Raw genomic sequence first — 19,387 nt, forward strand, 5'->3', positions numbered from 1 at the left:
CTGCATCAGATCGGCAGCGCCGACCCGCGTATCTTACTTCTTGTCGTCCTTGACTTCAGTGAACTCGGCGTCCACCACGTCGTCCTGGGCGGCCGAGCCCTGGTGGGCGCCGGCGCCGGCATGCGCCCCGGCGTCCGCCTGGGCGCCGCCCTGAGCGGCGGCGTAGAGCGCCTGGGCGACCTGCTCGAGCTTCTCAACCTTCGCCTCGATGGCTGCCTTGTCGTCGCCGTCCTTGACCTTCTCCAGATCCGAGAGGGCGCCCTCGATCGAGCTCAGCTGGTCGCCCGGCACCTTGCCGCCGTGCTCCTTGAGCGCGCTGCGGGTGGCGTGCACCAGCTGGTCGGCCTTGTTGCGGGCGCCGACGAGCTCGTGGAACTTCTTGTCTTCTTCCTTGTTGGCCTCGGCGTCGGCCACCATGCGGTTGATCTCTTCCTCGGACAGGCCCGAGCCTGCCTTGATCTCGATCTTCTGTTCCTTGCCGGTCTTCTTGTCCTTGGCCGACACGTGCAGGATGCCGTTGGCGTCGATGTCGAAGGTGACCTCGATCTGCGGCATGCCACGCGGCGCGGCATCGATGCCCTGCAGGTCGAACTTGCCCAGCGACTTGTTGGCGCTGGCGCGCTCGCGCTCACCCTGCAGCACGTGCACGGTCACCGCGGTCTGGTTGTCGTCGGCGGTGGAGAACACCTGCGAGGCCTTGGTCGGCACGGTGGTGTTCTTCTCGATCAGCTTGGTCATCACGCCGCCCATCGTCTCGATGCCGAGCGACAGCGGGGTGACGTCGAGCAGCAGCACGTCCTTGACCGAACCACCCAGCACGCCGCCCTGGATCGCGGCGCCGACAGCAACGGCCTCGTCCGGGTTGACGTCCTTGCGCGGTTCCTTGCCGAAGAAGTCCTTCACCGACTCCTGCACCTTGGGCATGCGGGTCTGGCCACCGACGAGGATCACCTCGTTGATGTCGGACACGCGCAGGCCGGCGTCATTCAACGCGGTGCGGCACGGTTCGATGGTGCGCTTGACCAGATCTTCCACCAGCGCCTCAAGCTTGGCGCGGGTCAGCTTGATGTTGAGATGCTTCGGACCGGAGGCGTCAGCCGTGATGTACGGCAGGTTCACTTCGGTCTGGTGGCTGGACGACAGCTCGATCTTCGCGCGCTCGGCGGCGTCCTTCAGACGCTGCAGCGCCAGCGGATCCTTGCGCAGGTCCATGCCCTGGTCTTTCTTGAATTCCTCGACGAGGTAGTCGATGACGCGCATGTCGAAGTCTTCGCCACCGAGGAAGGTGTCGCCGTTGGTGGCCAGCACTTCGAACTGCTTCTCGCCGTCGACTTCGGCGATCTCGATGATCGACACGTCGAAGGTGCCGCCGCCGAGGTCGTACACGGCGATCTTGCGGTCACCGCCCTTCTTGTCCAGACCGTAGGCCAGCGCGGCCGCGGTCGGCTCGTTGATGATGCGCTTGACGTCCAGGCCCGCGATGCGGCCGGCGTCCTTGGTCGCCTGGCGCTGGCTGTCGTTGAAATAGGCCGGCACCGTGATCACCGCTTCGGTGACGGTCTCGCCGAGATAATCCTCGGCGGTCTTCTTCATCTTCATGAGGACCTTGGCCGAGATCTCCTGCGGAGCCATCTTCTTGCCGTCGGCCGTCTGCACCCAGGCGTCGCCGTTTTCATGGGCAACGATGCCGTAGGGCACGATGTGCAGGTCTTTCTGCACTTCCGCGTCGGTGAACTTGCGGCCGATGAGGCGCTTCACCGCGTAGAAGGTGTTCTTGGGGTTGGTCACGCTCTGGCGCTTGGCCGGCGCACCGACGAGGACTTCGTTGTCCTTGGTGAAAGCGACGATCGACGGCGTGGTGCGATCGCCTTCCGAGTTCTCGATGACCTTGGCGGTGGTGCCGTCCATCACGGCGACGCACGAGTTGGTCGTGCCCAGGTCGATACCAATGATCTTGCCCATATTGTCTACTCCCGAATTCTTTAAGCGACCCCTCGGCCGCAACTGGTTTCCAGATGGGGTTCCGCGCCTGGCATCTCAATGCCGCAAAGACCCCCGATGCCTCGCCTTCGATCCCGGCAGGGGACGCTGTTCAGGCGTCCTCGTCCGCCGTCGAGGGCGTTAGTCCTTGGCGACCGCCACCAACGCCGGGCGCAACAGCCGGTCGTTCAGCACGTAGCCCTTCTGCAGCACGTTGACCACCGTGTTGGGTGCCGCGCCCGGCGCATCCACCATGCTCACGGCATGGTGCTTCTCCGGATCCAGCGGCTGGCCCACCGGATCGACCTGCACCAGGCCATTGTTCTCGGCGACCTTCAGCAGCGACTTCAGGGTGAGCGCGATGCCTTCGCGCATGCTGGCGACATCACCGCCTTCCACCTGAAGGCCGCTTTCCAGACCGTCGTAGACCGGCAGCAGCTCGTTGAGCAGCTTCTCGTTGGCGAAGCGGCGAGCCTGCTCCACGTCGCGGTGCAGGCGTCGGCGCTGGTTCTCGATTTCCGCCTTCTCGCGCAGCACGGTATCGCGCAGCTCGCCGTTGCTGGCTTCCAGCTCGGCGATGCGCGCCTTCAGCGCTTCCAGTTCAGCCTGGGCCGAACCGCCCTGCCCGCCGGAGGCCTGCGCCTCACCGGGCGTCGTTGGATCGTTGCTTTGCATTGAATAACTCCAAGCCTTATCCGTGGCCGGCGCCACCTGGCGCCAACCGTCAAAAACCTGCGGGTAACCCCGCCTCCCGGGCGCGTTATAAGGTCGTCGCGACGCGATTCAAGGCGTCGCTGAGCAAACCGGCCGTGGCCTGCACTACCGGGATCACCCGCTCGTAGGCCATGCGGGTGGGGCCGATCACGCCGACCGCCCCCAGCACGCGGCCCTGGGCGCCGTAGCTGGCGGTGACCACGCTGCAGCCATCCAGCGCGGCAAAACCCGACTCTTCACCGATGAACAGCCGCACGCCGGGGGCCTTGGCGCAGACCTCCATCAGCTGCAGCAGCTCGTTCTTCTTCTGGAAGGCCTCGAACAGCTCGCGCAAGCGCTCCAGGTTGGCCAGCTCCGAATAACCCATCAGGTTGGTCTGGCCGCTGACCAGCACATCGTCGCTCTCGGCCTGCGGTGCGAACGAGGCCGCCGCCAGCTCGACCGCGCTGGACATCAGGCGGTTGAGCTCGCCGCTGGTCTCGCGCAGTTCGCGCAGCAGGTGGGCGCGGATGTCGTCCAGACGCAGGCCGGCGAACTGGCTGTTGAGATAGTTGGCCGCCTGCTCCAGCTCTCGGCCGTCCAGCGGCCGGGCCAGTTGCACGATGCGGTTCTGCACCTGATTGTCCGAGAACACCAGGATCACCAGTACGCGCGCGTCGGGCAGCGGGACAAAATCGATATGCCGCAGCGGGAAGTCGACCTGGCGCGGCACGGTCACCACACCGGCGAAGCGGGTCATCGCCGACAGCAGGGCCGAGGCGTTGCCGAGCAGGTCGCGGGTGGTGGTCGGCCCCGGCGGCAGCTCGCGGCGCAGGCGCGCCATCTCGTCCTGCGGCAAGGGCTGCAGCTCGATCAGGCTGTCCACGAACAGGCGCAGGCCACGCGGGGTGGGGATGCGACCGGCCGAGGTATGCGGCGAGGCGACCAGGCCGGCTTCTTCCAGGTCCGCCATGATGTTGCGGATGGTGGCTGGGCTCACGTCCAGCCCTGACGAACGCGAAAGCGTGCGCGATCCCACAGGCTCGCCGTCGGCGAGGTACTGGGCGATCAATGTGCGCAACAGGCGGCGTGCGCGGGCATCGAGTTCGGAGGCAGGCATGCTGTAGCAATCCGTGAGACGTAAAAGAAATAAGGTCTCGGGAAAAAGTTTGCAAGAAAGGGGTGGGTCCAGGGGCATCGGGTGACGCTCGGCCAAGGCGCCGGGGGTGCATCGCGCAGCCCCTCTATCCGTCCCCCATCCCCCGCCGCTTACAATCCACCGACTCCAACATACCCTCGCCCATGCTCACCTCGCTCTACGTTCGTCATTTCGCCGTCGTCGAAGAAGCCGAGATCGCCTTCGGCCCGGGTCTTACCGTGGTCAGCGGCGAAACCGGCGCGGGCAAGTCCCTGCTGGTGGATGCACTGATGTTGCTGGCCGGCGCCCGTGCCGACAGCGGCATGGTGCGCGCCGGCAGCGACCGCGCCGAACTCACCGCCGAGTTCGACCTGACCGACCTGCCGGAGGCGCGCGAGTGGCTGCGCCGGGAGGAGCTGGACGAGGAAGACAGCTGCCAGCTGCGACGGGTGATCCGCGCCGAGGGCAGCTCGCGAGCCTGGATCAATGGCCGTCCGGCCAACGCCAGCCAGCTGGGCGAGCTGGCCACCCTACTGGTGGAGATCCACGGCCAGCACGAGCACCAGGCCCTGCTGTCGCGCGCCCACCAGCTCGAGTTGCTGGACGCCTACGCTGGCAACGAGGCGCTGGTGGCGCAGGTCCGCGAGCTGGCGCAGCAATGGCGCGAACTGGGCCAGCGCATCCGCAAGCTCAGCGGCGGCGACGACCGCGAGCAGCGCATCGAACTGTTGCGCCATGAGCTGGGCGAACTGGAGAAATGGGCGCTGCCGCCCACCGAACTCACCGAACTGGAAGCCAGCCACAAGCGGCTAGCCAATGCCGGCCGCCTCGCCGAGGGCGCCGGCGGCGTGGTCGAGCTGCTCGACGGCGACAGCGAATTTGCGCTGCGACGTGCGCTCGGGCGCGCCCAGCTGGAGATGACCAAGCTGGCCGCGCTGGACGACAAGCTCGCCCCGCTGCTGGAGTTGCTCGACAACGCCTCGATCCAGTTGACCGAGGCCGCTGACGGCCTGGGTCGCTACGCCCTCGACGTGGACCTGGATCCCGAACGCTTCACCGAGGTGGACACCCATCTCACCAGGCTGCACGAACTGTCCCGCCGCCATCGCGTGGCCACCACCGAACTCCACGACAAGGCCCAGACCCTGCGTGATGAGCTCGGCGAACTGGAGGGCGCCGGCGACGCCCTGGAAAAACTGGCCCTGCAGCGCCAGCGCCTCCAGCAGAGTTACGACGAGGTCGCCGGCAAGCTCAGCCACGCGCGCGAAACCGCCAGCCAGCGCCTGGGCGAGGAAGTGAGCGCGCTGATGGCCGAGCTCGGCATGAGCGGCGGCCGCCTGGTGATCGAGCTGGAAGCCACGGCCGAGGGGGACCCGGACGTCCAGGGTCGCGAGCGCTGCGAGCTGCTGGTGAGCGCCAACCCCGGCCAGCCGCCGCGTGCGCTGCGCAAGGTCGCATCGGGCGGCGAACTGGCCCGCATCAGCCTGGCCATCGAGGTCGCCACGCTGGGCAAGGACACGGTGGGCACCATGGTGTTCGACGAAGTTGACACCGGCATCGGTGGCGCCGTGGCCGAAGTGGTCGGCCAGAAGTTGCGCGCCCTGGGTGGTCAGCGACAGGTGCTGTGCGTGACCCACCTGCCGCAGGTCGCCGCTCAGGGCCATGCGCACCTTCGCGTCAGCAAGGCCAGTGACGGCGAGTCGACCCGCACGCGGATCGAGACGCTCGACGCCAACGGCCGTCGCGACGAGCTGGCGCGCATGCTGGGCGGCGTGGAAATCACCCGCGAAACCCGGGCGCATGCGAAGCAGATGTTGGAGCGGGCGCAGGTTTGAAATGACGCGCGCCATTTGGCCGAAACGCCCCCTGCCCGTCATTCCGGCGAAAGCCGGAATCCAGGGTCTTTGCTCTGCCCTTAAGTGCGGCTATGAAGAAAGTCGCTGGATTCCGGCTTTCGCCGGAATGACGGTGAGGGGAATGACCGGCTTCGCCGGCCTGGCGAGCATTCGACGCCAGGGAAGAAATCAGTTCTTCCGCGGCAGCAACCCGCGTTCGGCCGCCATGCGGTAGAGGTCCAGTTCCGAACCGGCGCCCAACTTGCCCATCAGGCTGGCGCGGTGGATGTAGACCGTCTTCTGGCCGATGCCCAGCTCGCCGGCGACCTGCTTGGGCGCGCGACCGGCCGCCAGCAGCAGGAACACCTCGCGCTCGCGGGCGGTGAGCCGGTTGATCGGGTCGCGGGCCTCGTTCGGACGCTCCGCCCGGCGCTTGCGCAGGTCGGAGCTGAGGAAGCACTCGCCCTGCATCACCGCGCGCAGGCCGGCCACCAGCTCCTCGGGCGCCACACCCTTGGTCACGTAGCCACTGGCGCCCCGGCGCAGAGCCTCGGAAACGTACGGCTCGCCGTCGTGCATGCTCAGCACGACGATGCGGCTGTCGGCGGCCACGCTGCGCAAGTGCTCGATCAACGGCAGCCCGCTGCCATCCGGCAGCGAGAGATCGAGCGCCACGAGATCAGGCTTGCGCGTACCGACCGCTTCGACCGCATCGTCGGCGCTGCGGCACTCCGCAACCACCTCCAGATCCGGCTCCATTTCGATCAGTCGTTTGAACCCCTCGCGTACGATGGCATGGTCATCGACCAGGACAATGCTGTACATGGCTGCATGTATAGCAGTACGGAAGGTGGTCGCCTATCCCCTCAGCCACTGTTCATGACAGGTAACATCGGCCGCATGTCATCGAAATCTTCTGCGATCCCCGGATCGAACTTACTTCTTGGCGTGGCCTACCTGCTGCTCTGGCTGCTGCTATGGCCTACAGAGCAACCCTACTGGATGCTTCCCTACGGTCTGCGCTTCGGCGCGTTGCTGCTCGCTCCCGGGCGCATGTGGCCGTGGCTGCTGGGCGCCGAATTCGCCGCCAGTGGACTCATCACCCTGGTCCACCACCAGCCGATGGGGTGGATGAGCTTCCTGCTGGGCGACCTGCCGGAACCGACCGTGGTGGCCATCTGCCTCTGGCTGATGCGCCGGGCGAACCTGCACGCCGGCCTGCGCGACCCGGAAGACGTGGCCCGCCTGCTGCTCTCGGCGGCCTTTACGGTCGCGGCGACCACCGCCACCGACGCGGTCCTGCTCGCCCTGATCCACGCCAGCCCCGGCTCCGGCATGCTGGTGCAGGCCCTCGGCCAGGACCTACTGGGCAACTACGTGGGCGTGCTGCTGGTGGTGCCCCTGCTCATCATGCTGGTGCGGGCGCGCCTGAACCGGCGCGCGCTGGGGCGGCTGCTGATGGACGGCCTGCTGGTGTTGATGCCCGCGCTGGCGATTCTGCTGGTGCTGTCCTCGCACGAGGCGCCGCAGCCGCAGTTCGCCCGCGTGCTATCGCTGGCCCCGGTGCTGTTCTTCGCCTTCCGCCATGGTTGGCGCGGCGCCAGCCTGTCCATGCTGATCTCCAGCCTGGGCATGACACTGGTCGACCATTATTCCGGCCATGGCGCCCCGGGCGCGGCCGGCGTGCTGTTCCTGGCCGTGGCCGGCACTGGCGCGCTGATGCTGGGTTCGGCCACCGACGCCCTGCGCCGGAGCAGCGAGCGCGTGGCTGAGCAGAACGTCTACCTGGCCGCGGTCAACCGCAGGCTGGATCACCTCGCCCGCCAGCTGAGGGACGCCGCGCGCGGCAACCTGCAGACCGAGGAAAACCAACGGCGCCACATGGCCGCCGAGCTGCACGATGAGCTGGGACAGAACCTCACCGCCATCCAGACCCACCTGAAACTGGCCCAGTCACGCCTGACCCAGGCGGGGATGGATGACATCGGGGTGTCGATCAACGCCATTCTTGGTCATATGCGTCGCGCCCTGCGCCGGCTGCTGGACGACCTGCGCCCAGCGGTGCTGGACGAATTCGGCCTGCTGCGCGCCCTGGACGAAGGCCCCATCCGCGACCTGCTCAACGCCGCCGGGGTCGCCTACCGTACCGACCTGCACGGTGATCCCCGCCTGCTCGACGACGACACCCGCACGGTCATCTATCGTCTTGTTCAGGAAAGTGCGACCAATGCGGTCAAGCACGCCCACGCAGACGTTTTCCAGCTACGCCTGCGCATCGGCGAGCGGCAGGGCGTAGCGCTGGCCCTGCTGGATATCCGCGACAACGGCATAGGCCTGCCGGCACGGGTGCCCCGCGGCGGCCGCGGCATGCAGGGCATGCGCGACCGGGTCACCTCCCTGGGCGGGCTTTTCCGCGTCCGCCCCGAGTCGCAGGGCGTGCATCTGCGCATTTTGCTGCGCAGCAGCACGAACGCCGTCGAACCGGCCCGGGTATAAGTTCCGTTACATAGGAAATTTTCTGATACCCGGCGTGTGAAGGCTTCGTTAGTCTGGATTCATCGATGTGGGGGAGCCACCATCGCAAGATGGTGAGCCTTGCCAACCGTGGGGACGGTGGGCAAGAAGAGCGGCAGGATGCCGTTCCGCCGGAATCGGTGGCAAAACCGGGTTGAGCGAGCAACTCGCCTTCCTCTGGAGCCATCCGGTAACGGATCAGCCGCTGGGCGGACAGGAGTCCTCCCGCGGCTTTTTTTATGGGCGCTTTTTGAGCCAATGACGCCACTGGCGACGTCACCCACCCGCATTGCTTGTGACCTTCGTAAAGGCGCTGGATCCCAGCTTTCGCTGGGATGACGGGTGAAACCGCCCCTCTTCTTTCCGAGACCGGCTGAGTTCTCCCATTGGGCCCTCCAAATCTCTCTGAGGTAGCGCGTCTCAACTTGCTGCCACCCGAGTGGACGCTGAGCTATCGCGCAATGCGCAGAATGCCTGCTTTGCTGCCCGACTGGGCCACCAAAGCGAGTCACCCAGCGATTTTCCCGCGCTCGCCCGAACCATCCCCGCCAAAACAAAGGCCGATGGCGTCACCGCCACCGGCCTAGCTGCTTTCGGGCCCGCCCGGATTTACTTGTGGGATTTCTTGGGCCGCACGTACAGCACCAGGCTGTGGTCCTCGATGACGTAGCCATGGCGGGCCGCGATTTCGTGCTGGAGACGCTCGATCTCCTCGCTGACGAACTCGATGACCTTTCCGCTGTCCACATCGATCATGTGGTCATGATGCTTGCCGCGGTCCAGCTCGTAGACGGCCTGGCCGCCTTCGAAGTTGTGCTTGACCACGATGCCGGCGGCCTCGAACTGGGTCAGCACGCGGTAGACGGTGGCCAGGCCGATGTCTTCCTGGTGGGCCAGCAGCCGTTTGTAGACATCTTCGGCGGTGAGGTGGTGAGCCTCCTCGTCCTCGAAGATTTGCAAGATCCGCATCCGGGGGTGGGTGACCTTCAGCCCGGCTTTGCGCAGTTCTTTGGTTTCCTGTTCCATAACAAGCTCCACGCACACGGCGGCACGAGGCCGTTAGTGTATCATCCGACACCTTTACGATCCGGACGCAACACGCATGCATAAGCTGATTCGCACGCTGGGTTTCGCCATGTTGGCCCTTTCCCTGGCCAGCTGCCGCCTGATTTATACCCCCGACGTGCAGCAGGGCAACCTGCTCGACAAGAAGAACGTGGATCAGCTGCAGCCCGGCATGACCAAGCGCCAGGTTCTGGTGCTGCTCGGCTCGCCCTCGGTGGACTCGCCGTTCGCCCAGAACCAGTGGAACTACGTCTCCACCCAGCAGCACCGCGGCGGCGACATCAAGATTCACACCCTGACCCTGACCTTCAACAACGACTCGCTCGTGCGCACTGACGGCGACTTCTTCGCCGAGGACGCGCAGAAGCTGGTCGATGACCAGAAGAAGTACCACGCCAATTACCCGGTCGATGAAACCAAGGGCGACAAGAACGCCGGCGGTGGCGGCGGTAGCGACAAGGGTGGCGACAACAGCGGCGGCAGCGAAGGCCACTGAGTTCCCTTGGCCGGCGTCAGCCCTCGTGGGCGCGGCGCCGGCGTGCTTCCTTCGGATCGAGCGTGAGCGGCCGGTAGATTTCCACGCGGTCGCCCTCGCCCACCACCTGGTCCGGCGTCGCCTTGCGGGAAAAGATGCCCAGCCGCGACGGATCGACGATCAGCCCGGGCACGTCCCGGGCCAGACCTGACGCTTCGATCGCCTGCATCACCGTGCTGCCGGCCGGCACGGCAACGCGACGCACGACTTGGCGCGAAGCCTCGGCATAGACGACCTCGATGTTGACGAGCTCAGCCATAGGCTCGCTCGGCCTCACGGCAGAAGTCGTCCACCATGCGACCGGCAAGGCCCTGGAAACCAAGCTTCAAGGCCGTGCCACCCAGCTTGCCGGCATAGTCGAAATCCAGCGCGAAAGAGATCTTGCAGCCAGCATCTCCCAGCGCAATGAAGTCCCACACGCCGTCGAGGCTGCGGAACGGACCATCGACCAGGCTCATGTGCAGGCGTTGCGGACGCGCCGTGGTGTTGCGGGTGGTGAAACTCTGGCGGAAGCCGGCGTACTTGAGATCCAGCCTCGCGACCAGCACATCATCGCCACGCTCGAGGACCTGCGAGCCAACACACCAGGGGAAACGCTTTGGGTATGCTTCGACCTCATTGACCAGGTCGAACATCTGGGCCGGTGAATATCGCACCAGGGCGCTGCGGCGGATCTCGATCACATCAGCCTCTTTTCGGAATCATCTGGATCCGGCCATGCACCGGATCCGCATCAGGGCAAACAGCCCGAAGTTTAACGGACATGGCCAAGCCTAAGGACAAAGACAAGCAAGGCGGCACCATCGCGCTCAACAAGCGCGCCCGCCACGAGTACCACATCGACCAGCGCTTCGAGGCCGGCATCGAGCTGCAGGGCTGGGAAGTGAAGTCGCTGCGCGCCGGCCGCATCAATTTCGGCGACAGCTACGCCATGGTCATCGCCAACGAAATCCAGCTGGTGGGCACGTCGATTCCGCCGCTGATCAGCGCCTCCACCCACGTGGTGGCCAACGATCGGCGCACGCGCAAGCTGCTGCTGCACCGCGCGGAGATCGACACGCTGATCGGCGCGGTCGAGCGCAAGGGCTACACCCTCATCCCGATGGCGATGTACTGGAAGGGCAACAAGGTGAAGGTGGAAATCGGCCTGGCCAAGGGCAAGCAGGCGCACGACAAGCGCGAGACGGAAAAGGAACGCGACTGGCAGCGCGAGAAGCAGCGCACCATGCGCGCCCACAACCGCTCAGCCTGACTTTCCCCAGCGCAGTCCGGGCTCGCCTTCGGAGAGCCCCACCACGTCCTCGTGCAAAGTCATGTTCATGGCATCCACCGAGGTGCCGAAGCCGAAGCGCTCGTACATCCGATGGGCTTCGGAGGTGGAATGCAGGGTCATGGAGTCCACCTCCTGCTCCCTCGCCGCGGCGCCGACGGCGGCGAGCAGCGCATTGGCGACGCCCTGCCGCCGATGGGCCGGCTTCACGTACATGTTGAGCACATACCAGCCCACGCCATGCCGGAAATAAGCGGACGGCATATGCGTGTACGGATGGACCGCGACGCACCCGGCTATCCGGCCATCCAGCTCGGCCAGCCAGTACAGCAGGCGGCCATCCGGGATGGCCTCCTCGATCCAGCCGTGCAACTCGTCGGCGAAACCCGCCGGCAGCTCCTGATGGAGCTCCTGCTCCAGAAATGCACAGCGCAATTGGGTCAGCACACCCGCATCGGACAGCCCAGCCTGACGAATCCGCATCATGGCCCTTCCCTTCCGGTGGTTGACGCCGCACACGATAGCCTTGCTATGCCGCCTTGATGGAAGCCCGGCCGCCTACATATACTGGACGGCCAGCAATCGTTTTCCCCGGGGGTGTCATGGCTTCGACGGGGGTAGTGAGATGGCTTGGTGCATGCCGAGGGGGCAGCTTTCCTCGTTAATCCAGCGGCAAAACTCATAGTTGCCAACGACGACAACTACGCTCTGGCCGCTTAAGGCCTAGCCCCGAACCCACTTGTGCTCGTGCTCGTGGATGTAGGGTCATTATCACGAGATCGCCCGAAGCTGCCGCCTGTCGGCAAGGGTTAAATCAAGCAGGCTGGTCCTTCGATGCGCTTTGCACGCTGTGCTGTCGCGGGACGAGATCTAACGGCGAGCTAAGCATGTAGTACCGGGCGTCAAACGCCTTCGGACGCGGGTTCGACTCCCGCCACCTCCACCAATCCAGCCATCCAAGCAATTGATTTGCTTGGATGGCTTTTTTTATTGGGTGGTCGGCTTGGTCGCCGTCTGGCCAGTTTCAGGCCTGCCCTCTTCCGTTGCTGGAACAAGCATCCAACGCCGCTGGCTGGCACGGCGGCGACATCAGGCGTGCGAACCTGATTCGCGTCGGCGAGGGCGCCCCGGGCCGACTGGCCCCGACCGTGGTCCTGAGGCCCGTCCGCCAGGGATGTATCAACGGCAAGGGCGTGCCGCTTGGCATGCGGCTCCTGTTGCCTGGAAAACGCATGCGGCGACCGGGATCCCACGGACCGGACACCAGGAAGCATCAGCCTGACCCGGTCTACCTGCGCCCGATTTTCGACCGGACAGGCCTCACCCAAGCGCAAGCGGCCAATGCCATCGGCGTCACATCCTGCACGATACGCTCTGACCGCGCGTCGGGTGACCCCTCACGCCCGGCGCCGCACCTGGTGAAGTACGCATTGGAGCAGCTTGCCGCGCACGCCACGGAGTAACCCATGAAAACGCGAATCATCGTCATCGGTATCCTGTGCGCCTTGATTCTCACGGCAATCGTCCTGACCGTCTTTGAGAAATCCAGGCATCCGAGAGTGACGCCGCAAGCCGACACGCCAGCGGCAGCCAGCACCCGCTAATTACCCCCGGCCAGCGCCAGTGGGGTATCCAGGGGTCGGCTACAGAATGATTACGGCGTAACCGCGGCAAGCCGCTGACGATCCAACACGCTCCATCTTTCACAGCCCCTTTAGGAACACTGGCGCAGCTTTGGGAGTTGGCGATGAGCCGCGCCCGCGCGTGCGTGTCGCCGGAGAATGCGTTGATCGCACGGCTCCGGTCGCGGCCCCGTACGCGAGTGGCGTCCGCGGGTCTGGTCAATGCCAGAGATCGCCACTGGCATGGCGCGCAGCAGTATCTGGACATGTTTCCTGCCGAACAATCGTGCGCTGGCTGAAAGGATGCAGATCTCGGGCCGCGCAACGCAGACGCCAGTCATGGCGCCACTCCGGGGAGACTTCGAGCCCTCAAGGCACATTCCCAAAGGGATTCATATGGCCACCGCAGCGTACGTACAGGGCGAGCGCAAAAGCGGCGCCTGGCGCGGCTTTGCTCCGGGCTCCTGGCAGGAGCGCGTCAATGTCCGCGAATTCATTCAACGCAATTACACACCCTACGAAGGCGACGCCGCCTTCCTCCAGGGCGCCACCGAACGTACGGGCGGCATCTGGAAGACGCTGCAACCACTGCTCGCGGAAGAACGCGCCAAGGGCATTCTCGATGTCTCGCAGATACCCTCCGGCATCCTCGCGCACGCTCCCGGTTACATCGACAAGGCCAACGAGATCATCGTTGGCCTGCAGACCGATGAACCGCTGAAGCGCGCCATCATGCCGTTCGGCGGTTGGCGCGTGGTGGCGGCGAGCCTGGAGTCGTACGGGCGCACGCCGGACCCCGCGCTCGGCGAAATCTTCACCAAGTATCGAAAGACGCACAACGACGGTGTGTTCGACGCCTATACCCCGGATATTCGCAAGGCGCGTTCGTCCGGCGTCGTGACCGGTCTGCCGGACGCCTATGGCCGCGGCCGCATCATCGGCGACTACCGAAGGGTCGCCCTCTACGGCGTCGACTTCCTGATGTCGGACAAGGAACGCGAAAAGCACGAACTGGACGACCGGCACTCCACCGAAGAAGTGATCCGTCTTCGCGAAGAGCTAGCCGAGCAGCTGCGCTCGCTCAAGGAGCTCAAGGAAATGGCGTCGCGTTATGGCTACGACATCTCGGGGCCCGCCACGAGTGCCAGGGAAGCCGTCCAGTGGACCTACTTTGGTTATCTCGCCGCCATCAAGCAACAGAATGGCGCCGCGATGTCCGCGGGCCGTCTTTCCACGTTCTTCGACATCTACTTTGAGCGCGACTTGCGCGACGGAACGCTGACCGAGACGCAGGCACAGGAGATCATCGATGACCTGGTGATCAAGTGGCGCATCGTGCGGTTCCTGCGCGCCCCGGAATACAACCAGCTGTTCTCGGGCGATCCGGTCTGGGTCACCGAAGTCATCGGTGGCAATGGCGAGGATGGGCGCACGCTCGTCACCAAGACCGCGTTCCGCATGCTCAATACCCTTTACAACCTCGGCCCGGCGCCCGAACCCAACCTCACAGTGTTCTGGTCGCCCCGGCTACCGGATGGTTTCAAGCGGTTCGCCGTCAAGGCATCCATCGACACCAGCTCGATCCAGTACGAGTCGGACGACCTCATGCGGCCCAAGTGGGGCGATGACTGCGCCATCGCCTGTTGCGTTTCGGCCATGCGTGTCGGCAAGCAGATGCAGTTTTTCGGCGCCCGCGTCAATCTCCCCAAGACCCTCCTCTACGCGCTCAATGGCGGGCGCGACGAGGTGACCGGCCAACAGGTGGGCCCCAATCTCGCGCCGGTTACCGGTGATGTCCTCAAGTTCGAAGAGGTGATGGAACGCCTCGATCCCATGATGGACTGGCTGGCCAAGACCTACGTGAATGCGCTCAATGTCATCCACTACATGCATGACAAGTACTGTTATGAGGCCATCGAAATGGCGCTGCACGACCGTGACGTCCTGCGCACCATGGCCTGCGGCATCGCCGGTCTCTCCCACGCGGCGGACAGCCTGTCGGCGATCAAATACGCCAAGGTGCACCCTGAAAGGGACGATCGCGGCATCATCGTCGACTTCCACGTCGAGGGAGACTTCCCCTGCTACGGCAACAATGACGATCGCGCCGACGACATGGCGAAGATGCTCGTGTCGATGATGATGAACAAGATCCGCATGTACCCGAGCTATCGCGGCGCCGTGCATACGCAGTCGGTGCTCACCATCACCTCCAACGTCGTGTATGGCAAGGCCACGGGCAATACCCCGGATGGAAGAAAGAAGGGCGAACCGTTTGCACCCGGCGCCAACCCCGCCAATGGAAAGGACACCCACGGCGCGCTGGCCGCACTGATGTCGGTTGCCAAGATTCCCTATGACGATGCCGAGGACGGAATCTCGCTGACCATATCGGTGGTCCCGTCGGCGCTGGGATTGGATGAAGACCGCATTACGCGTGGCGTCGATGCGCTGGATGCCTATTTTTCCAGTGGCGGCTTCCACGTCAACGTCAACGTTCTGAACAGGGAAACCCTGGAGGACGCGATGGAGCATCCGGACAAGTATCCGCAACTCACCATCAGGGTATCGGGATACGCGGTGAACTTCGTCCGGCTCACACGCGAACAACAGCTTGACGTGATCCATCGCACCTTCCATGGCGCCATCTAGGCACTTGCCATGAGCGATCCACTGGTCGGCAGCCGCTACGAGCTGCGCATCGACAGCGAGGGCGCAAGGGAAAGCGAGGTCGTGCACGACTACTTTGCCGTGCACCCCGCCGACATAGAAGAGACGCCGGAACAGGACGATCTCGTTGGCTACGTGCATTCCTACGAGATAGGCAGCACGGTCGACGGGCCGGGAATTCGCTTCGTCGCCTTTCTTTCCGGATGCCTGCTCAGGTGCCAGTACTGCCACAACCCCGATACCTGGCATAAGCGAAACGGGTACCCGGTGACGGTGTCGCGCGCGATGGAAGAAGTCGCCAAATACGCGCATGTCCTGAAGGTGTGCCGCGGAGGGATCACCCTCTCCGGCGGCGAGCCCATGGTCCAGCGGCCGTTCGCCCTGCGCATCTTCCGGCGCTGCAAGGAGCTTGGCCTGCATACCTGCATGGATACATCGGGCCGCCTTGGCGAGCGTTTCACCGATGAGGACCTGATGGACATCGACCTGAACCTGCTCGACATCAAGTCAGGCGATCCGGATATCTACGAGAAGGTGACGCGGCAGCCCCTGCAACCCACCCTCGACTACGCGCACCGACTGTCGTCGCTCGGCCGCCCCATGTGGGTCCGCTTCGTGCTGGTGCCCGGCCTCACGGACGGCTACGACAACGTCGAGCGGGTCGCCGATATTTGCGCCGGATTGAAGTCGCTGGAACGCGTGGAGATCCTGCGCTTTCATCAGATGGGGAGCGACAAGTGGCGGGAACTTGGGCTGGATTACACGCTGAAGGATCACGAGGGACCTAGCCCCGAACTCACCGAGCGCGTCCGCAAGCAGTTCCGCGACAGGGGATTGACCGTCTTCTGATGTCATGAGAACCAGCAAACTGGATTTCTCAAGGGGCGGCCTGGACCGCAACCGGTGATCGCGCTGACAAGGCATTCCCGATGTCAGGTGCGGGCCAACACGTGGCGACCCTGGAAAGATCGGCGCCGGTGCTGGCTGCGACGGCCCTGATGCGTTCCAGCGGGCCGACCAGGGTGGGTGAGATCAATCCCAGCCTGGCGGCTTCCATGGCGCCCATCAGGGACGATTCATCGCAAGGATGGGCAACGGCCGTCGGCGTCGGTGGCAGCGACTGGCAGCGTTCGATCAGACGCTGGTACTTCGCATGAGCTGCTTCCATCGAATCGCCTCGTCGGTGGATCAGGGGAACGGATAGACGGCCATCCGGCATCGCGAAATCGCGCAATCGCGCAATCGCGCAATCGCGCAAGCATCTCTTCTTCATCGTGAAGTCGACGCCAACCAGCAGCGGTCGGTGAAACTGCCACGCAACGCCGCCATCTGGCGCGTCGCGCCATATGTCACTCTGGACGAAGCGCCTGGCGGTCGTCGCACTGATTGAGGTCGAGGCTCACGGTGCGTAGCGAATAGTCATCCGGGTACGGGCCGTCTTTGAAACCCAAGCGTTTCGCCAGACCCCGCATGCTCGTGTTGGAGGACAAGACCGTGCCCTCCATGCGACGGACGCGCCGCGAGCGAGCGATGCCAATAAGGGTCTCCATGAGCTGTCGTGCAAGTCCGAGGCCATGCCAGTCGTCGGCCACCGTGACAGCGAATTCGCAGGTTTCACCGCGGGCATCCGTCACGTAGCGGGCTCCCCCCGCCATCACCTGGGCCTCTCCTTTTCCACTGAGCGCGACCAGCGCCACGACATGGGCATGCGCGCCGGGCGCCCTTGGATGCAGGATGTCATCGGGCACGTCCCGCACGGTGGCGAAGAAGCGTGAATATCGCGCCTCCTTGCAAAGCCGCTCGAAGGCGACGTCGAGCATGTCTTTGTCTTCGGGGCAGATCTCTCGCACGGTGACCGTCCGACCATCGCGCAAGGTCAGGAGATTGGGACGCTTCCAGCCATCCATATCGTCATGCAGCATGTTCAACCTCGAACGACCATGGGTCGCCTTCCTGCGAAGCTCCAACAAGCCGGAGTTACACGCGGTTCGTTATCACGGATGGACAAGTCCCCCACCCCATCCGACACCGGGTCGATGCTAGCAAGGCATGACTCAAAGCCCTGTCTAGCGTCGGAGGCCGCCAGGGAACGGATTCCAGGCCACCGCGGGTCCGAGCGCGTAGTCAGCCCTGCTCATGCGACCTCTTCCCTGTCGCCGCGACCAACTGAAAATTCACCTTAAAAACACTGCCATGGCGAGGAAGCTAAGTGCTGTCTGTTCGCCTCACCCGCCGTCGGGCCGCGTCCCTGCGGCGGCCCGTCATCCGGTCAGACTCTTTGAGGGCGCTCCGCTGCCATGAATTTCAACTCGTCGGCCAGCGAATCCATCAACCGGCGGTTCCGGCATATCGTCCTCACCTTCTACGGCGTGGTCCTGCTCCTGCTGCTGCTCATCATCGCCGAGCAATGGATCGGCTACCGGGATGCGCGCCAGGCCCAACGCGAATTCGTCGTGCTGCAAGCGGCCTTGCAGACCATGTCGAACATCTCCGGTGAACGCCTGCCGATGCTCTATCACCTGGCCCTTGGCGGCTACACGACAGAACTGGATGCGGCCAGGCAAGCGACGGATGCGAGCCTGGCGGAACTCGACGTCGGACTGAACGACCCCAGTTGCCAGACCTGTGCGTCCCTGGCGGCCCCGATGACCAGCGTGAAGGCTACGATCCACGACGCGCGTCATGAACTGGACGCCATCGGCCGCCTGCCCCGCGCCCAACGCATAGCCGAAGACGCCATGCGGGGATTCGACCGCCTGGTGAGCGTCATTCCCAAGCTCGCGTCCATGGCCGACACCAGCGCCACGGGCGTGGTGAGGGAAAATGCCGATGTACAGAACTATCTATTGGCGGCACGCCTGGCGGCCTTGCTGCGTGAACATGCCGGCAAGCTGGGCGGGCAGTTCGTTCCGGCGTTGGTCGAACACCGGGCATTGACCGCAGACGAAACCTTCGGCATTGGCCAGACGTTGGGCAAGATCGAACAGTTGCGCATGCTGATCGGGCCCAGCCTCCAGGGCACGCCCTACGCATTGCGAAAAGACTTTGCCGAGCTGAACCAGGGCTACCTGAGCGAGGGCATTGCATATATCGAGCAGTTGCGGGCGCTGGCATCCCGTCCCGGCGGCGCCGATGTCAGCCCCCTGGAACTGGCTGCTCATTACACGCCGCATATCGGCCTGATCATCCGCTTCCGTGATCACGACCTGTCACTGGCCGATGATGAAATCCGCCATAGCCTGCGTTGGCACCTGGCGCTTTTGCTCGGCACCAGCGCGCTGGCGTTGACGCTTTCGATCTTGCTGGAGCTTCAGCTCCAGCGCTTTCGCAAGAAGATCGTGCAGCCTTTCGTGGAGGCCCGACGACTGATTCTGGCTATCGCATCGGGTGACCTGTCGGTCGCCGTGCCGGAGCATCGTTACGCCGGTGAGGTCAACGACCTGTTCGGCTCCGTCGGCGTGCTCAAGAACATCAGCGAGGAAAAGGTGGAGCTCGAACAGGAGCGCGATCGGCTGATCGGCGAACTCCAGATCATGGCGGAGACCGACCCACTCACCGGCCTGCTGAATCGACGCGCCTTCGAGAGCCGCGCCAAGGTCCTGTTGTCGGACCAGCGCGGCGGCGACGCCTATGCGGCGGTGATCATGCTCGACATCGACCGCTTCAAGCGGGTCAACGACACCTACGGACACGAAACCGGCGATCGCGTGCTGGTCCAGCTGGCCAATCTCTGCCGCGAAACCTGCCGTTCGGAGGATGTGGTGGGCCGGCTGGGCGGCGAGGAGTTCGCCATCCTGCTCCGCGTGCGCAGGCCGGAGCAGGCACGCGAATTGGCGCAAAGGCTGCAACAGGGGTTGCGCCAGCAGACTGTCGTCGCCGCCAGTGGCGAATCCTTCGGTTTCACGGCGAGCTTCGGCGTCGCGTCGGCGCCATTGACTCACCCGATCGATATCGCCGATTTGCTGCGTGCGGCGGATGACCTGCTCTACCAGGCCAAGAACAATGGCCGCGACCGCATCGAGGAAGGCGCCCTCGCCTGATGCCGCGAGCGCGGACGGATCAAAC

Annotated in this window: 19 protein-coding genes and 1 other RNA gene; 10 read left to right on the top strand and 10 right to left on the bottom strand. The window is 64.6% G+C overall.

Features of this window, described 5'->3' with window-relative positions; all coding sequences use genetic code 11:
- Positions 1-33: 33 nt before the first annotated feature.
- From dnaK to hrcA, 3 genes are all read right to left on the bottom strand, one after another.
- Positions 34-1,962, bottom strand: coding sequence for a molecular chaperone DnaK (gene dnaK / locus DVT68_RS01420; RefSeq protein WP_114823284.1), 1,929 nt, complete (start codon positions 1,960-1,962; stop codon positions 34-36).
- Between the two features lie 159 nt (positions 1,963-2,121).
- Positions 2,122-2,655: a nucleotide exchange factor GrpE gene (grpE, locus tag DVT68_RS01425; RefSeq protein WP_114823285.1), complete on the bottom strand. Its 534-nt coding sequence runs from the start codon at positions 2,653-2,655 to the stop codon at positions 2,122-2,124.
- Positions 2,656-2,740: 85 nt separating this feature from the next.
- Complete coding sequence (gene hrcA, locus DVT68_RS01430) at positions 2,741-3,793, bottom strand: heat-inducible transcriptional repressor HrcA (RefSeq protein ID WP_114823286.1); 1,053 nt, start codon at positions 3,791-3,793, stop codon at positions 2,741-2,743.
- Between the two features lie 182 nt (positions 3,794-3,975).
- Here hrcA and recN point away from each other — a divergent pair, with 182 nt between their 5' ends.
- Positions 3,976-5,646, top strand: coding sequence for a DNA repair protein RecN (gene recN / locus DVT68_RS01435; protein ID WP_114823287.1), 1,671 nt, complete (start codon positions 3,976-3,978; stop codon positions 5,644-5,646).
- 189 nt (positions 5,647-5,835) lie between these two features.
- On the opposite strand, the gene DVT68_RS01440 is transcribed toward recN, so the two are convergent.
- Complete coding sequence (locus DVT68_RS01440; protein WP_114823288.1) at positions 5,836-6,471, bottom strand: response regulator transcription factor; 636 nt, start codon at positions 6,469-6,471, stop codon at positions 5,836-5,838.
- Between the two features lie 75 nt (positions 6,472-6,546).
- On the opposite strand from DVT68_RS01440, the gene DVT68_RS01445 reads away from it, so the two are divergent.
- Positions 6,547-8,142, top strand: coding sequence for an MASE1 domain-containing sensor histidine kinase (locus DVT68_RS01445; protein ID WP_114824332.1), 1,596 nt, complete (start codon positions 6,547-6,549; stop codon positions 8,140-8,142).
- A gap of 627 nt (positions 8,143-8,769) precedes the next feature.
- On the opposite strand, the gene fur is transcribed toward DVT68_RS01445, so the two are convergent.
- Positions 8,770-9,186: a ferric iron uptake transcriptional regulator gene (fur, locus tag DVT68_RS01450; protein ID WP_114823289.1), complete on the bottom strand. Its 417-nt coding sequence runs from the start codon at positions 9,184-9,186 to the stop codon at positions 8,770-8,772.
- Between the two features lie 76 nt (positions 9,187-9,262).
- Here fur and DVT68_RS01455 point away from each other — a divergent pair, with 76 nt between their 5' ends.
- Positions 9,263-9,721 (top strand): outer membrane protein assembly factor BamE, encoded by a 459-nt coding sequence (locus DVT68_RS01455; RefSeq protein WP_114823290.1) that lies wholly within the window; start codon positions 9,263-9,265, stop codon positions 9,719-9,721.
- Positions 9,722-9,737: 16 nt separating this feature from the next.
- On the opposite strand, the gene DVT68_RS01460 is transcribed toward DVT68_RS01455, so the two are convergent.
- Together DVT68_RS01460 and DVT68_RS01465 are read right to left on the bottom strand one after the other, a co-directional pair.
- On the bottom strand, positions 9,738-10,019 hold the full coding sequence (locus DVT68_RS01460) for an RnfH family protein (protein ID WP_114823291.1): 282 nt from the start codon (positions 10,017-10,019) through the stop codon (positions 9,738-9,740).
- Positions 10,012-10,443: a type II toxin-antitoxin system RatA family toxin gene (locus DVT68_RS01465; protein WP_114823292.1), complete on the bottom strand. Its 432-nt coding sequence runs from the start codon at positions 10,441-10,443 to the stop codon at positions 10,012-10,014. The genes DVT68_RS01460 and DVT68_RS01465 overlap by 8 nt, the downstream gene beginning before the upstream one ends.
- A gap of 80 nt (positions 10,444-10,523) precedes the next feature.
- Between DVT68_RS01465 and smpB the strand changes: the two genes are divergently transcribed.
- Positions 10,524-11,012 (top strand): SsrA-binding protein SmpB, encoded by a 489-nt coding sequence (gene smpB / locus DVT68_RS01470; RefSeq protein ID WP_114823293.1) that lies wholly within the window; start codon positions 10,524-10,526, stop codon positions 11,010-11,012.
- Here the strand turns inward: smpB and DVT68_RS01475 are convergent.
- Positions 11,004-11,516 carry a GNAT family N-acetyltransferase gene (locus tag DVT68_RS01475; RefSeq protein ID WP_114823294.1) on the bottom strand — a complete coding sequence of 171 codons (513 nt, stop codon included), beginning with the start codon at positions 11,514-11,516 and terminating at the stop codon, positions 11,004-11,006. The genes smpB and DVT68_RS01475 overlap by 9 nt on opposite strands.
- 107 nt (positions 11,517-11,623) lie before the next feature.
- Here DVT68_RS01475 and ssrA point away from each other — a divergent pair.
- The 5 genes from ssrA to pflA all read left to right on the top strand — a co-directional run bounded on the left by ssrA (position 11,624) and on the right by pflA (position 16,171).
- Positions 11,624-11,976: a transfer-messenger RNA gene (ssrA, locus tag DVT68_RS01480) on the top strand.
- Positions 11,977-12,007: 31 nt separating this feature from the next.
- Positions 12,008-12,493, top strand: coding sequence for a helix-turn-helix domain-containing protein (locus tag DVT68_RS01485; RefSeq protein ID WP_114823295.1), 486 nt, complete (start codon positions 12,008-12,010; stop codon positions 12,491-12,493).
- Positions 12,494-12,496: 3 nt separating this feature from the next.
- Entirely contained in the window at positions 12,497-12,634 is a 138-nt protein-coding gene (locus DVT68_RS20385) for a hypothetical protein (RefSeq protein WP_158543437.1), read from the top strand.
- A gap of 414 nt (positions 12,635-13,048) precedes the next feature.
- A complete protein-coding gene (gene pflB, locus DVT68_RS01490) occupies positions 13,049-15,304 on the top strand; it encodes a formate C-acetyltransferase (protein WP_114823296.1) in 2,256 nt (751 codons plus the stop codon).
- A 9-nt stretch (positions 15,305-15,313) separates the two neighbouring features.
- Positions 15,314-16,171, top strand: a complete 858-nt coding sequence (gene pflA, locus DVT68_RS01495) for a pyruvate formate-lyase-activating protein (RefSeq protein WP_114823297.1) — start codon at positions 15,314-15,316, stop codon at positions 16,169-16,171.
- A 28-nt stretch (positions 16,172-16,199) separates the two neighbouring features.
- Here the strand turns inward: pflA and DVT68_RS20515 are convergent, their stop codons facing one another.
- Together DVT68_RS20515 and DVT68_RS01505 are read right to left on the bottom strand one after the other, a co-directional pair.
- A complete protein-coding gene (locus DVT68_RS20515) occupies positions 16,200-16,580 on the bottom strand; it encodes a phosphate acetyl/acyltransferase (RefSeq protein ID WP_199535940.1) in 381 nt (126 codons plus the stop codon).
- A 91-nt stretch (positions 16,581-16,671) separates the two neighbouring features.
- Positions 16,672-17,244 (bottom strand): GNAT family N-acetyltransferase, encoded by a 573-nt coding sequence (locus tag DVT68_RS01505; protein ID WP_114823298.1) that lies wholly within the window; start codon positions 17,242-17,244, stop codon positions 16,672-16,674.
- A gap of 375 nt (positions 17,245-17,619) precedes the next feature.
- Here DVT68_RS01505 and DVT68_RS01510 point away from each other — a divergent pair, with 375 nt between their 5' ends.
- Positions 17,620-19,362 carry a GGDEF domain-containing protein gene (locus DVT68_RS01510; protein ID WP_114823299.1) on the top strand — a complete coding sequence of 581 codons (1,743 nt, stop codon included), beginning with the start codon at positions 17,620-17,622 and terminating at the stop codon, positions 19,360-19,362.
- Positions 19,363-19,387 lie beyond the last annotated feature (25 nt).

This window comes from Dyella solisilvae, assembly GCF_003351225.1.
Taxonomy (GTDB): Bacteria; Pseudomonadota; Gammaproteobacteria; order Xanthomonadales; family Rhodanobacteraceae; genus Dyella; species Dyella solisilvae.